This is a genomic window from Acinetobacter sp. Gutcm_16, from assembly GCF_028649355.1.
GTDB classification, from domain to species: Bacteria; Pseudomonadota; Gammaproteobacteria; order Pseudomonadales; family Moraxellaceae; genus Acinetobacter; species Acinetobacter johnsonii.
In genome coordinates this window covers 171,345-187,113 of record NZ_JAQSUV010000024.1, presented here as the reverse complement: position 1 = coordinate 187,113, position 15,769 = coordinate 171,345, and the positions used below count along the sequence as shown (strand labels likewise).

9 protein-coding genes are annotated in these 15,769 nt (G+C 41.8%); 4 read left to right on the top strand and 5 right to left on the bottom strand.

Translation table 11 applies throughout. The features are described from left to right. Nucleotides 1–12 precede the first annotated feature (12 nt). Together hscA and fdx are read left to right on the top strand one after the other, a co-directional pair. A complete protein-coding gene (gene hscA, locus PTT44_RS06070) occupies nucleotides 13–1,872 on the top strand; it encodes a Fe-S protein assembly chaperone HscA (RefSeq protein WP_148825998.1) in 1,860 nt (619 codons plus the stop codon). Between the two features lie 16 nt (nucleotides 1,873–1,888). Beyond that, nucleotides 1,889–2,227, top strand: a complete 339-nt coding sequence (gene fdx / locus PTT44_RS06065; RefSeq protein WP_004697000.1) for an ISC system 2Fe-2S type ferredoxin — start codon at nucleotides 1,889–1,891, stop codon at nucleotides 2,225–2,227. Between the two features lie 75 nt (nucleotides 2,228–2,302). Here the strand turns inward: fdx and PTT44_RS06060 are convergent, their stop codons facing one another. The 4 genes from PTT44_RS06060 to PTT44_RS06045 all read right to left on the bottom strand — a co-directional run bounded on the left by PTT44_RS06060 (nucleotide 2,303) and on the right by PTT44_RS06045 (nucleotide 8,455). Then, entirely contained in the window at nucleotides 2,303–3,766 is a 1,464-nt protein-coding gene (locus tag PTT44_RS06060) for an adenylate/guanylate cyclase domain-containing protein (protein ID WP_168159206.1), read from the bottom strand. Between the two features lie 58 nt (nucleotides 3,767–3,824). Next, entirely contained in the window at nucleotides 3,825–4,259 is a 435-nt protein-coding gene (locus PTT44_RS06055; protein WP_004696995.1) for an HIT domain-containing protein, read from the bottom strand. A 231-nt stretch (nucleotides 4,260–4,490) separates the two neighbouring features. Next, complete coding sequence (gene mfd / locus PTT44_RS06050; RefSeq protein WP_168159333.1) at nucleotides 4,491–7,949, bottom strand: transcription-repair coupling factor; 3,459 nt, start codon at nucleotides 7,947–7,949, stop codon at nucleotides 4,491–4,493. A gap of 140 nt (nucleotides 7,950–8,089) precedes the next feature. Further along, nucleotides 8,090–8,455, bottom strand: coding sequence for a hypothetical protein (locus PTT44_RS06045; RefSeq protein ID WP_081408263.1), 366 nt, complete (start codon nucleotides 8,453–8,455; stop codon nucleotides 8,090–8,092). A 1,218-nt stretch (nucleotides 8,456–9,673) separates the two neighbouring features. On the opposite strand from PTT44_RS06045, the gene putP reads away from it, so the two are divergent. Beyond that, the gene (putP, locus tag PTT44_RS06035; RefSeq protein WP_168159207.1) at nucleotides 9,674–11,197 is read left to right on the top strand and encodes a sodium/proline symporter PutP; all 1,524 of its coding nucleotides are present in this window, start codon (nucleotides 9,674–9,676) and stop codon (nucleotides 11,195–11,197) included. Between the two features lie 63 nt (nucleotides 11,198–11,260). Here putP and PTT44_RS06030 read toward each other — a convergent pair whose 3' ends face one another. Next, a complete protein-coding gene (locus PTT44_RS06030; protein WP_087528326.1) occupies nucleotides 11,261–11,755 on the bottom strand; it encodes an Lrp/AsnC ligand binding domain-containing protein in 495 nt (164 codons plus the stop codon). A 117-nt stretch (nucleotides 11,756–11,872) separates the two neighbouring features. Here PTT44_RS06030 and putA point away from each other — a divergent pair, with 117 nt between their 5' ends. Beyond that, a complete protein-coding gene (gene putA, locus PTT44_RS06025) occupies nucleotides 11,873–15,628 on the top strand; it encodes a trifunctional transcriptional regulator/proline dehydrogenase/L-glutamate gamma-semialdehyde dehydrogenase (protein WP_168159208.1) in 3,756 nt (1,251 codons plus the stop codon). Nucleotides 15,629–15,769 lie beyond the last annotated feature (141 nt).

Sequence of the window (15,769 nt, the reverse complement as noted above, 5' to 3'; positions counted from 1 at the left end):
AGGATGTAACACATGGCTCTCTTGCAAATTGCAGAACCTGGACAATCAAGTGCGCCACATGAACACCGTATTGCCATTGGTATCGACTTAGGTACAACTCACTCTCTAGTTGCCACTGTACTTTCAGGCAAAGCAAAGGTTTTGCATGATGAACAAGGTCGTGTCTTACTCCCATCGATCGCGCATTATGGTGTAAACCAAACCCAATATGGCGACGAAGCGAAACCATTTTTGACTGCCGATCCTAAAAACACCATCGTTTCAGTCAAACGCTTTATGGGACGCTCTAAAGCCGACATTAAATTTCAACACCCCTACACTTTAGTGGGTGAAGATAATCAAATGCCTGCTTTTGAAACTGCTCAGGGCCGCAAAACCCCTGTCGAAGTGTCTGCTGAAATTTTAAAGCAACTAAAAGATCGTGCTGAAGCGAGCTTAAAAAATGAAGTCAATGGTGCAGTGATTACCGTTCCTGCATACTTCGATGAAGCTCAACGTCAAGCGACACGTGATGCCGCACAACTTGCGGGTTTAAATGTACTACGACTTTTAAATGAGCCTACTGCTGCTGCAGTTGCGTATGGTCTGGACCAAGAAACCAATCTTGCGCATGATCACAACTATGTGATTTATGACTTGGGTGGCGGTACCTTTGACGTTTCAATTTTACGCTTTTCACAAGGCGTGTTTGAAGTGTTAGCAACGGGTGGTCATACCGCATTAGGTGGTGATGACCTTGACCGTTTAATCGTAAAATGGGCGAAAAAAGAACTCAACATTGAGCAGTTCGATGACACTGAATATGCACACGTTTTAGTTGCTGCACGTAAAGCTAAAGAAGCTTTAACCGATGCAGAAAGCGTTCATTTACAAGTCCTAGAGCACAGCTTGACTCTTGATCGCACGACATTTGAAGGCATTATCAAAGTTGCTTTAGATAAAACGATTAGTGTGTGCAAACGCGTCCTCCGCGATGCCAAACTTGAACTCAGCGACATTCAAAACGTGGTTTTGGTCGGTGGCTCAACTCGCTCTTATGCTGTACAAAACGCTGTACGAGATGTATTTGCTCAAGAGCCATTGTGTACCATCAACCCAGACGAAGTTGTTGCTATCGGTGCATCGATTACAGCCAATCAGCTGATTGGAAACACAGCCGATGGCGCATTACTGCTTGATGTAACTCCGCTTTCTCTTGGTCTAGAAACCATGGGTGGCTTGATTGAACGTCTTATTTCACGTAATACTGCAATCCCAGTTGCACGTCGCCAAGAGTTCACCACCTACCAAGATGGCCAAACCGCGATGCTGATTCATGTGGTTCAAGGTGAGCGTGATTTGGTTGAGCATTGCCGCAGCTTAGGTCGTTTTGTCCTTCGCGGTATTCCACCAATGACTGCGGGGCAAGCACGCATTGAAGTGACCTTCCAAGTGGATGCCGATGGCCTACTGACGGTTTCAGCTAAAGAAACAACCTCTGGCGTACATGCACAAATTGACATCAAACCATCATATGGTTTGGCTGATAGTGACATGGAACGCTTACTGCTTGATGGTTACAAGTTTGCTGAAGAAGATAAAAATCTTCGTCACTTACAAGAAACCAAAGTTGAAGCAAAACGCGAACTCGAAGCTTTAGAGCAAGCCCTAAAAGTGGATGCTCACCTGCTCACGAATGAACAACAAGTTGCATTAAATGCGGCCAAAACTTCATTAGAAGCAACACTTGAAACAACAGAAATCAAAGCAATTGAATCTGCTGTTGAACAGCTTAAAATACACAGTGATGCTTTTGCAGCAGCACGTATGAATCAGCATATCGATGCAGCGCTGAAAGGCACAAAACTCGACGACTGGTCAAACTCAAACTAATTTATAGGTAAAGACTATGCCACGTATTAAAGTTCTCCCACATGCGCAAATCTGCCCAGAAGGTGCTGAGTTTGAAGTTGAACAGAATGCAAATCTTTGTGAAAGCTTACTGAAAAATGGGATCAAGATTGAACATGCGTGCGATATGTCAGCCGCATGTACAACCTGTCACGTTGTGGTACGTAAAGGCTTTGACAGCTTAGAAGAAATGAATGATGTTGAAGCCGACCTTCTAGATCGTGCTTGGGGCTTAGAACCTGACTCTCGCTTGTCTTGCCAAGTGAAGTTAGTGGATGAAGACTTAGAAGTTGAAATTCCTAAATACACGATTAACCACGCGTCTGAAAATCACTAATTTTCAAAGCGTAAAAAAGCCACTCATTGTAGTGGCTTTTTTACGACTCTTACTTTTGTATCTCACACCATCAAGTTAATGATATTCATTTTTCTGAACAGACTCTATTACTTCATCTTCAAGATTGAGTTTGACGATACCTTGTGAGTTGGTCATCTTTTGTTGGGTTTGAATGCGTTGAATCATTTTTTCCAAGACTTGAATCAACTGCGGATATTCAAAATTCTGCACTTCATCTAAGTTCAGCAATAAATGAAACCCTTTATATTCATAATCAAACCAGCGTTGATAGTCTGATTTTTGCGAGGTATATTTTTCAACGACTTGCCACGTCTTCACAGCACCTTTAATCCCCTTAAGGAAAATTGGTGCTTTCGGCGCACAAAGATAATCATTTTTTACTAAATTATGTGTATCGTCCGAAATTAAGATTTCATCCACTTGTGCTGCACTTTGTAAACGTGCAGCAAGGTTTGCATCACGACCAACAATGGTATAAGCCATACGGTGCGATGCACCATAGTTCCCTACGTGGCAATACCCTGTAGAAATCCCCATACGAATATGCAATGGCGGATAACCCATTTTCACCCAACGCTCGCGCAGAATTTTCATTTGCTGACGCATCGCCATGGCCATTTCCAAACAGTTTTGAGCATCTCGCTCTACACCTTCGGAATTAGGGTCACCAAAGAACACTAAAATTGCATCGCCCATGAATTTATCCACAGTACCTTCATATTGCTTCGCAATCTCGGTCATGTGTTTTAAATAATCATTGAGTAGGAATGCTAAATCATCCGGAATTAAGCTTTCAGAAAGCTCTGTGAAACCCTGAATATCTGAAAAGAAAACTGTCAGTTTTTTACGTTTGTATTCAATTTTCGCCTCAGACTCACCTTTCATGATCGATTGCCACAATTGAACTGGTGCATAGCGACTCAGCTGATTGGCAAACTCCATATAACGGTTCATCTGATCGAAATAGTGATTTTTGCGGCGATATATGTCTTGCATTTGATTGCGCTGATAATAGCTACCCACGCCAAAATAAGTAGTGAGGCACAAAAAGCCCAATACGATCAGTTCTGTACTGGTAGCCTCGAAATACTCACCAAAACCAAAGACAAAGATAATCGAGATATAAAAGACAACCACCCCAATCAGGCTGGCCAAAGACACCATCAAAAAAGAAATTTTATTGCTAATAGCCGTGTAAAGCATAGCAAAAATGGTTAAAAATGTGAGTACGATACTGAGATGTACAGCGGCTAAAATGATTGCTGTAATGACAATATCAATAACAAACATCACACCGCGTCGCATCGTATTATTGAAGCGATAACCTAACCATCTGGAAAATGGCGGTGTGATCAATAACACAATGAGCAACAACAGCGGCACATAAATCTGATATTGCGTATCTGCCATCGTATAATGATAGACGATGGTTATTAAAGACAGCATGCCATATCCCATCACACGATGGAAATACTCAAATTGTTTGGGCTCTTTAGATAACCAATCGTCTAATGGCACTGCTCGTTCCCCATTATGCGCACGATCAAATCATCCCTGATTTGATTTCTCACGTGTATTAGTCCATACGCCAATCGAATGGCATATCACCTTGACCACGTAGTGCAAGCATTAAAGTTTGACGCATATGCGCAAGCACTTCATTGCTATAAGGAACAGCGGGAGTACCCCAAACTGGTTTTGGCCATGCGACGTCGTTTTGATAACGTACAACATGGTGAAAATGGAGCTGCGGAACCATGTTACCTAAAGCAGCAACGTTCATTTTGTCAGCACGGAATACACGAGCCAATTGGCTTGATAACCAGCTTGACTCACGTAAAAACTGTTCTTGATCGGCTTGACTGAGTTCATATAACTCAGTGATGCCTGGCACGCGTGGAATTAAAATTAGCCACGGGAATTGCATATCATTCATTAAGCGACATGTTGAAAGTGGAAAGTCGCCTACAAAAAACGTATCTTGAGCAAGTTGTGGATGCAAACTAAACATATCTTTATAAATGATGCAAATTAGAATAATGGCTAATACTATCACATCCAATCAGAGGTGAATATTGCAAGCAATGTGTTTCAACACAAATAAACTACGTTTTACTTTGAACTACATCACATTTATTACTTTAATAAATTTCATCAAAAAATCAAGTCTTTCTTTTTATAGCGCAAGTCCGCAAGAAAGACCTGATATCTGTATGAAATCACAGCAAATTAAAGCTAAATTTTAATGCAATTCTTTCAACAAACTTTCCAATAAGTCATTGATAAATTGAATCCGTTTTTCATATTCCTCTAGCATCACCATGACTTTTAAGCGCTGACCACCCTCCATCCTAAAAAAGGTCGGATGTTTTTGCATCATCTGAATAATACTAATAGCCTGAACAGGAGTATCTGGTGAAAATTCAATCGCACCCCCATTGGCAGCAATATCCACTTTGGTAATGCCCAGTATTTCTGCTTTCAAACGCATCTGATGCACAGCAAAAAGCTGCTTTACAGGTTGTGGTGGTATCCCAAAACGGTCAATCAACTCCATACGAATGTTATCGAGTTTTTCCTGACTGTCCGTATTACTAATACGCTTATAAAACAATAAACGTTGATGGACATCTCCTAGATATTCATCTGGAATCAAGGCCGGCATATGTAAATTGATTTCTGCGGTCAGTGAGAGTGGCGCATCGAAGTTTGGGGTTTTGCCCTTTTGAATGGCTTTGGTCGCCTTTTCAAGCATCTCCATATACAAGCTATAGCCAATGGCTTGCATTGAACCACTTTGTTGCTCGCCGAGTAGCTCACCCGCTCCGCGAATTTCTAAGTCTTCCGTAGCCAACATAAAGCCCGCGCCTAATGTCGATGCCCGCTGAATCGCATCTAGACGTTTTTCGGCATCACCTTTTAATCCTTTGATGGATGGTACCAACAGATAAGCATAGGCTTGGTGATGCGAGCGCCCTACACGCCCACGTAGTTGATGCAACTGCGCTAAACCCAGTTTGTCTGCCCGTTCAATTAAAATTGTATTGGCATTCGGAACGTCAATCCCTGTTTCAATAATGGTTGAACAAACCAGCACGTTATATTCTTTATGGTAGAACTGCTGCATAACTTGTTCTAACTCGCGTTCACGCATTTGACCATGTGCAACAGCCACGCGTGCCTCAGGGACCAACTCTCGAAGACTCTCCGCTGCACGTTCAATCGTTTCCACTTCATTATGTAGGAAATAAACTTGTCCGCCACGTAGCAACTCACGCAAGATGGCCTCTTTAACTGAATCACCCGTATGTTCTTGCACAAACGTTTTTACCGCTAAACGTCGTGCAGGTGGTGTGGCAATAATTGATAGATCGCGCATGCCACTAAAGGCCATGTTTAAAGTCCGTGGAATTGGAGTTGCAGTCAGAGTCAACATGTCCACATCTGCACGCATTGCTTTAATCCGCTCTTTATCACGTACACCGAAGCGATGTTCTTCATCCACAATCATCAAGCCTAAGTCTTTAAACTGGACACTTTCTTGTAAAATTTTATGCGTACCAATCACGATGTCGACTTTGCCCTCGGCTAAGTCTTCAATCGTTTTCGTATGTGATTTACTGCTGCCAAAACGTGATAAAACTTCGATGCGAATAGGCCAGTCTGCAAAACGGTCTTTAAAAGACTCATAATGCTGTTGGGCTAGCAACGTCGTCGGCACCAAAACAGCCACTTGTTTGTTGTTCTGTACCGCTAAAAATGCTGCGCGCATCGCAACTTCGGTTTTACCAAAGCCCACATCGCCACAGACCAAGCGATCCATAGGTTTAGCCAATTGCATATCATACAAAGTTGCCTCAATCGCATTGGCTTGATCGAGTGTTTCTTCATAGGCAAAGCCACTAGCAAACTGCATATATTGACCTTGATCCAACTCAAAACCAAAACCTGGTTTGGCTTGACGACGGGCTTGGATATGCAATAACTCCGCTGCTACATCATGGATTTGCTCTAATGCTTTACGTTTTGCTTTGCTCCAAGCATCAGTACCCAACTTATGCAAGGGCGCCAAGTCTGGGTCACCTCCACTATAACGACTGATCAAATGTAAATTGGTGACAGGAACATAGACTTTGGCCGCATCGGCATAATCGAGCTGCAAGAACTCATAGTCTTGATCATCAATACTTAAAGTGACTAAGCCCGCATAACGTCCCACACCATAGTCGATATGCACCACCGGCGCACCCATACTCAGTTCAGTCAAACTTCGGATAAGAAACTCTTCCGAAACCTCTTGTTGGCGTTTACGACGACGCTGTACAACACGGTGCTCATACAACTGATTTTCAGAAATGATGCTAATGCTGTCTTTTAATACCAAGCCACGCTCTAATGGCGCACTGGTAATTGCAATGGCATGTAAGGATTTTTGAAATTCAGCAAAATTCTCAACATTAGGAATCTCTCCCAATGTTGCGCGCAATGCATCTTTTAAAGTTTCACGACGCCCCGCACTTTCAGCAACCAGTAATACCGGATGATTAGCAGCATCAATATACTGTTTAACCGCATGAAAGGGCTTTTCATGTTTAGGATCGACCGCTAAACGTGGTGGAAGTTCAGTGTTTAAATTGGTCACACCCGCTTTTAGATCAAAAGCCTCGACTGATGCAATAATACGGGGAAAGGTATTGAGCTGTTCTAAAACTTGATTGGTCGAAATAAAAAGCTGGTTAGGGGCTAAAATTGGCTGATCAACATTATGGCGACGGTCTTCATAACGTCGATCGATTTCTTTCCAAAAACCATCTAAACCATCATCAACTTGCTTATCTGTAATGACAATAGAATGACTTGGTAAATACGAAAGCAGTGTACTTTGGGTTTCCATCTGCGCTGCACTGAAAAATAGTGGGAAATAGAACTCAATTCCTGGCGATGCAATTCCTTCTAACACATCCTGATAAATTGGATTTTTCTTTGGATTTGCCGTCGGAAACATTTCTGCATAGCGATCACGAAATATGCTGCGTGCCTCTTTCAGCGGAAACTCTTTAGCTGGCAATACGGAAAATTGTTTTAAGTTTTGCGTAGTACGCTGCGTTTCAGGATCAAAAAATTTGAGGGTTTCAATTTCATCATCAAACAAATCTATGCGAATTGGTGCAGCTTGACCTGAGGCATAGATATCCATAATGCTACCCCGAACCGCAAATTCACCATGGTCATATACTGTGTCGACCAAATGATAGCCTGCTTGAATCAAACGCTTCTTTTGCTGTTCCAATTCAAACTTTTGACCAACGTGAATATCAAAGTGTTCTCCCAAAACCCACGACGTCGGCGCTACACGCTGCGCCAAGGTCGAAGCCGAAATCAATAAGACGCCTGTTTGCGGCATATTGGATAAAATTGCGAGACGCTCAGATACAATATCTTGATGAGGAGATAAACGGTCATAAGGCAGAATTTCCCAGTCTGGGAAAATGGTCGGTCGAATACCGTAAAATTCAAATTCACTTTCGAGTTGTGCTAAGTGTTGATTATTTTTTGCCACAACCACAAAAAGCTTTTTATTTTGTGTGCTTAACGTTTGAATGAATAATGCAGCTGAAGAGCCGAGCAAATTTCCCAGCCAACGTTTTTCGCCTGCTTTTAATTGTTGCACATTCAGTTGGGAGATTTCTTCTTGGAACATGGACATGGCTTTAGCGTTTAAAAACATGCGTCATATACTAGCATGATGTCCTCTCGCTGCATGTTATTTTTCACGACAACAACAACATCAATCTAGCGCTAAGTCCTTTTTACAACTCAAATTTATGGCTTTCAAAAGACTTATTTTTTGTCACGTATAAACTGGTAATAATAGTCATTAAGTAGCTTAATCATTCGCTTTAGCTCAGTTAAGTTTTCTAGATTATTACCTAAACGTGCGACAAATCGTTCATTGGCAATTTCTAAGTCGATTTTCTCATTGATTAACATAGCACTATAAAAAAGTGCATTGAGGTCATCAAACTGACTAATTCTACGATTTGAAAAATAGACCAAACGTTCAGCATGTATGGCATTTAGCACAATACCTTCAATGATAAAGCCTTTTTCATCATTATATTCAATCTGATGCTGCTGCAAAAAAAGTTGTTCTGGCGCATCTTTCTTTAATTTAAATAATTGGCTTAATTTACTCAGCATAGACATCTAATCATGGTTCTTTACTCAAGCTTATTGTAGTTCTAACTGCTACCTTTTGTTAGCGTGTATCGGCTAAAAAGTATAAAAGCAGCGCATTGACTACTTTTATACCTATATATAGTTATAAATGTTCTAGCTAAATTATGCTAAAGATACAACCTTAGGCGTCACCTCAGCTGCCAAGTTTCAAATGAAAAAATGTGACCCAAGGGTTATTAAGTCAACAACCCTTTCTCCAATACCACTCACTGAACTGTTTTGTTTTCCGCAATACGCTGTTTACTCATTTCGTCACATTTCGCGACCTAAAATTCGATCAAACAAGATCACCATATCAGCACTACGCATGACTGCATCAAAGTGTACGTTTTCATTAGCTGGAATACATTTGGTATTTAAGGCTGCAATACCATTAATAAGTGACCAAAACGTAGCGCCATTGGATAGACATTATTGGTCGATTGAGATTGATTGACAAGGTCATTTGGTTGAATAACCTCGTATTTACCTTAAGAAAGGAATACATGCTTTAATGCCAGATTGGCCAGCACTTTGTTGCTATTCATTTAATTGAAGTGCCCGCTCCACCTTTATAGACATTTATAGGTCTAGCGTATGTCCAACTTTCAGTAGTTTGGCTCAATTGCTCACATGCCCCCGCAATGGCCTGCACAATTTCAGGAGAAATTTTATCAAATTTGCAGGTAATTGATACCGACTCTCTTTCCACTTGTTCCAAAGCAAGCAGAAAATGCCATTGAATTCCTATTTTCTAATTAGAAATTTGAAAGTTTTCCAATGCACTCAAAGTATGAATGCCTTAACAAAATTAGTTCAATGGTGAAATATTCGTCTTTTCTACCTATTTCACGACTGTAAATACATTTCATAAATGAAACACTTTATATGTAAATACACCTATTTTTCAGGCAATGTAATTTTTCGTAAGCAATAAAAAACCATAAATTATAACTAGCCCGCTGATTTTACGAAATAAATGCTTAGAATTTCATTCACCCAATAAAAAAGAATAATAATTGACCAATAAACAACATATTTTCAACAACTTATTGTTTAATTTTAAAAAACAATTAATAATTACACAAAATATACAAAAACACCTCACAACTGTTACAGAGTGTAATTTTATTTTTATGCTTGAATCGCCGTCTCAAACAAAGCGATTAAAAAATCTCCCAAGTCGGATTTTGCCAAGGAATGCCTATGAGTCAAATTAACCCCACCCTCGTCACATTTTTAGTTTATATCATTGCCATGGTTGGCATCGGTTTGTATGCATACAAGTCCACAAACAACTTTGATGATTACATCTTAGGTGGGCGTAGTTTAGGAAGTGTGGTTACTGCACTTTCTGCAGGTGCATCAGACATGAGTGGCTGGTTACTGATGGGCTTACCGGGCGCAATTTATTTGTCAGGTTTGTCTGAAGCGTGGATTGCTGTAGGTCTGATCATTGGTGCATGGCTCAACTGGTTATTGGTTGCAGGACGTTTACGTGTACACACTGAGGTCCAAAACAATGCCCTCACCCTGCCTGATTATTTCACAGGTCGTTTCGCAGATCGTAAACGTATCTTGCGTATGATATCAGCGATCGTCATTTTAGTATTCTTCGCGATTTACTGTGCTTCCGGCATGGTGGCTGGCTCACGTTTATTTGAAAGCATCTTTGGCTGGGACTACACCACTGCTCTTTGGATTAGCGCAATTGCAACCATCAGTTATGTATGTATCGGTGGCTTCCTTGCAATTAGTTGGACAGATACCTTCCAAGCAGGCTTAATGATTTTTGCTTTGCTGCTTACCCCAATCATGACTTACCTTGCGATTGATGGTAATGCTGCACAGTTCACAGTCCTGCTTGAAACTGCTCGCCCACAAGCAATGCACATTGCCTCTGAACTCAGCACTGTTGCCATCCTGTCATCACTTGCATGGGGCTTAGGCTATTTTGGTCAGCCACACATTTTAGTGCGCTTCATGGCTGCAGACTCTGTGAAAACAATTCCTGCTGCGCGTCGCATTGGTATGACATGGATGATTTTATGTCTAGGTGGTGCGGTAGGTGCTGGTTTTATTGCTATCGCATATTTCCAACAACACCCTGAACTGGCGGCTGTGGTTTCTCAAAACCCTGAAACTGTGTTCATGGAGTTGACCAAAATTCTCTTCAATCCATGGGTTGCGGGTGTAATTTTAGCTGCAATTTTAGCGGCGGTGATGAGTACATTAAGCTGCCAGCTACTGGTTTGCTCTACAACATTGACAGAAGACATGTACAAAGCATTCATCCGTAAAACCGCTTCTCAAAAAGAATTGGTCTGGGTGGGTCGTTTCATGGTTCTTGCAGTTGCTGTTCTTGCAATTTGCTTAGCTAGCAACCCTGACAGTAAAGTTCTAGGCCTTGTAGCTTATGCATGGGCAGGTTTTGGTGCGGCATTTGGTCCACTGATTATCTTGTCTTTGTTCTGGAAGCGCATGACTTTGAATGGTGCTATTGCAGGTATTATTGTTGGTGCGGTAACTGTGATTGTATGGAAAAATGCATTAGGACACTTAGGTCTATATGAAATTATTCCAGGCTTCATCTTCTCTTGGATCAGCATTGTAGTTGTGAGCTTAATGGGTAAAGCCCCTGAAGCTGAAGTGGTACAACGCTTTGAACAAGCAGACAGCATGTACAAACAAGCCATGGATGAAATGAAAGAAGAATCTACACAACGTTAATTGAACGTGTAGACCAACAAAAAAGGTGCTTAAAAGCCCCTTTTTTGTATCTCATGCACTCAATTATTTCGACAATGGTTTGTACTTAAGTTGAATACGTGAGCTTTCTTTGATGACTTCCATCACGGGATAACTGCGCGTTTCTTTAACGCCCGGCAGTTGCCACAAGACTTGACCTGAGATTTTTCGGAACTCATCCATACTGGCACAACGAATCTTCACCACAAAATCAAAGCCCCCACTGGTCATATGACACTCCACAATTTCATCATGCTGTAGCACGGCATGGCGAAAATCATCCAAGACATGTGGTGTGGTTTTATCCAAAAGTATCTCAACAAAAACTACAAAACTGGCATTTAGCATGTTTGGATTTAAGCGTGCCTCATAACTCAGAATAAAGCCTTCCTTGGTTAATTTTTGCACCCGAGCCAAAGCAGCCGTCGCTGATAAGTTCACTTCTTCGGCAAGTTTAATATTCGATATTTTTCCATCTCTTTGAAGAATATCTAATATTTTGATATCTGTTCGGTCCAAGCTAAAAATTGGGCTCGTCATCTGAATTAATCTCTAAATAGCATACAAATTATAGTGAGTTATTCGGCATTCTTTCTGTAATCATAAATTAATTACTATAGATCTCTCAACACATTATTGTATGCACAGGATGTAGGCATGAATATGATGGAAAGCAATACGCATTTCAACGACGCTCAAACTCAATTTGAATATATTACCGAATTCAAAGAAAAAAGTGAGCTTGAAGTTGAAATCAATACCGCTTGGCGACGTGCCGAAACTGACTGTGTTCAAAATTTATTAGACCACAGCAAAATCTCTGATGAGATGAATCAACGCATTCATGAACTTGCGTTTGATTTGGCTCATACTTTACGTGAACGTAAAAGCGGCAGCGGTAAAGCAGGTATTGTACAGGGTCTCTTACAAGAATTTGCACTGTCTTCTCAAGAAGGCATCGCGTTGATGTGTTTAGCTGAAGCTTTGCTTCGTATTCCAGACATGGCGACACGTGACCTATTGATTAAAGACAAAATCAACCAAGGCAACTGGAAAGAGCACGTTGGTCAAAGTAACTTGATGTTTGTCAATGCGGCAGCATGGGGTCTCATGCTGACTGGCAAACTGATGGAAACACCAAAACAAAATAGCTTATCAAGCACTTTAACAGGCTTATTGGCACGTAGTGGGCGTGGCATCATCCGTAAAGCAGTTGATGTGGCTATGCGTATGATGGGCGAACAGTTTGTGACTGGCGAAACCATTGCTGAAGCATTACAACACGCTGAACGTCTTGAAGAAAAAGGCTTCCGTTATTCATACGACATGTTGGGTGAAGCAGCACTGACCGATCATGATGCTGATCGTTATATGAAAGACTATACCGATGCCATTCATGCCATTGGTCAAGCGTCAAAAGACAAAGATGTTTATGACGGCCCAGGTATTTCAATTAAATTATCTGCTCTACACCCTCGCTACCAACGCGCGCAAGTTGCACGTATGCATGAAGAGTTGTACGGCAAAGTCTTTACTCTTGCTAAATTAGCACGCGGCTATAACATCGGCTTAAATATCGATGCAGAAGAATCTGAACGTTTAGAAATTTCTTTAGAAATGCTCGAACGCCTATGCTTTGAACCAGAACTCAAAGACTGGAAAGGCATTGGTTTCGTTATCCAAGCGTATCAAAAACGTTGTTTCTACGTGGTTGACTACATCGTAGACTTGGCTAAACGTAGCGAAAAACGCTTAATGATTCGTTTAGTGAAAGGCGCGTACTGGGACAGCGAAATCAAGAAAGCACAAATCGAAGGGATGACTGACTACCCTGTATTTACCCGTAAAGTACATACAGACTTGTCGTATATCGCATGTGCGAAAAAATTATTGGCTGCACCAGAACAAATCTACCCACAGTTTGCAACGCACAATGCGCAAACCTTGGCGACCATTTATGAAATGGCCAACCCAGAGAAATACTATGTAGGTCAGTATGAGTTCCAATGCTTACATGGTATGGGCGAGCCACTTTATGAACAAGTGGTCGGTGAAAAGCAAGATAAAAAACTAGGTGTACCATGCCGTATTTATGCGCCTGTTGGTAACCATGAAACACTATTGGCTTATCTTGTACGTCGTTTACTTGAAAATGGTGCAAACACCTCTTTTGTAAACCGTATTGCAGACAAGTCACTTGCAATTGATGATTTGATTGAAAACCCAACTCAAACCATTTTAAGCAGTGCAAAACGCGAAAATATCGTGGGTCAAAAGCACCTTTCGATTCCACTTCCTGCTGAGCTTTATGGCCAACTGCGTGCAAACTCTAAAGGTTTAGACCTTGCAAATGACTCTGCATTAGTTCAGCTGAACCAAACAGCTCAACAGTTTGCTAAGCACCAATGGTCTGCTGTACCAATGGGTGAGCACATTCAGACCAATGACGCCGTTGCTCCACAAAGCATTATCAACCCAGCACGTCACTCAGATGTTGTGGGTTATGTACAAGAAGCAACAACTGAACAAGTTGAGCAAGCATTAAACAATGCGCAGGCTGTTCAAGACATTTGGGCACGTACGGCTAAAGACACCCGTGCAAGTTACCTACTTCGCGCTGCTGACTTAATGGAAGCTCGCTTAGAAGAACTGATGGTTTTACTTTGCCGTGAAAGTGGTAAAACGTATGCCAATGCTATTGCAGAAGTTCGTGAAGCTGTAGATTTCTTACGCTACTATGCAACGCAAATGATTGATCTAGATGCAAACGCAGAAGTTGAGCCTTTAGGCACGATGCTATGCATTAGTCCATGGAACTTCCCATTGGCCATCTTTACAGGTCAAGTCGCTGCTGCATTGGTTGCGGGTAATACCGTGATTGCTAAACCAGCTGAACAAACACCATTGATCGCAGCGCAAGCGATTCAAATCTTATGGCAAGCAGGTGTGCCTCAAGCTGCTGTACAGCTGATGCCAGGTCGCGGTGAAACTGTGGGTGCACAACTTAGTGCAGCCGAGCAAGTTCAAGGCATCATGTTCACAGGTTCTACTGAAGTTGCTAAGATTTTGCAAAAAACTGTGGCGAAGCGTCTAAGCAAAAATGGTGAAAGCATTCCCCTGATTGCTGAAACAGGCGGTCAAAATGCCATGATCGTTGACTCATCAGCACTGACTGAGCAAGTTGTACTTGATGTCGTGAGTTCAGCTTATGACAGCGCAGGTCAACGTTGTTCTGCCCTTCGCGTACTATGTGTACAAGAAGATAATGCCGATGCAGTAATTCAAATGCTTAAAGGCGCAATGCAGCAACTTCAAGTGGGCAACCCATATCTACTTAAAACAGATATTGGCCCTGTAATTGATGCTGAAGCGCAAGAAAACATTCAAAAGCACATCGACAAAATGCGCCAAAAAGGTCATCGCGTACACCAATTGATGCGTAATGATGCTCAAGACTCTGAACTAGATGCAGGCACGTTCATTACACCAACATTAATTGAACTGCCAAATCTCAATGATTTAGAGCGCGAAGTGTTTGGTCCTGTGCTGCATGTGATTCGCTTTAACCAAGGTTCACTCAAACAATTACTTGAGCACATCAACAGCAAAGGCTATGGCCTGACGATGGGTCTACATACCCGTATTGATGAAACCATTCAAACTGTAATGACCCATGCTGAAGTAGGTAACCTCTACATCAACCGTAACATCGTTGGTGCAGTTGTCGGTGTACAACCTTTTGGTGGCGAAGGTTTATCAGGTACAGGCCCTAAAGCGGGTGGTCCAATTTATCTATATCGCCTAATGCAAAACTGTTCTGCGAAAAAGTTAAACAAACCTTTTGCAACAGGTGCTGATTTGAACCCTCAAGTCGAGTTCAGCAACCCTGCATTGTTCCTTGAGTGGGCAGCTAAAACCTTCCCAGCAGTGAAATTGGCAAAAATTGAGAACTTCTGTTCAGGTCATCATTACGAGCTGCAAGGTCCAACAGGTGAAAGCAACCAATACATGGTGATCCCACGTCATGCAGTGTTGTCATTAGCTGAACAAGAAGCGGATCAGTTGCAACAGTTGAATGCGATTTTTGCAGTTGGTAGCCGTCCAGCGGTGCTTGCAGATAACAGTTTTGTGTTAAAACACATGCCAAGTATGCCTAAAGCATTGGCTCAAGCGTTCCATGTCATCAAAGACATCAAAACTGATGCTTTTGATGCAGTATTGCACCATGGTACAACGGCGCAGCTTTTAGCGTTGCAACAGCAGATTGCTGAGCGTCAAGGTGCGATTGTAGGCATTACTCACCTTAGCCCATCACAAACAGCCATTCCTTTGGAACGTTTTGTGATTGAGCGCGCTATCAGTGTAAACACTGCAGCTGCTGGTGGTAATGCAAGTCTCATGACTTTGAACTAAGCCCAATTTAAACCTGCAGTCCTGATGAGGACTGCAGGTTTATTACTGTGTTTCCTCTATTGCCAAGTCAACATCTCCTGGTCTGTTTACTTGGCATTTTTTATGCGACTCGGTTTGACCTAATCTGCTCAAAAATTTCCG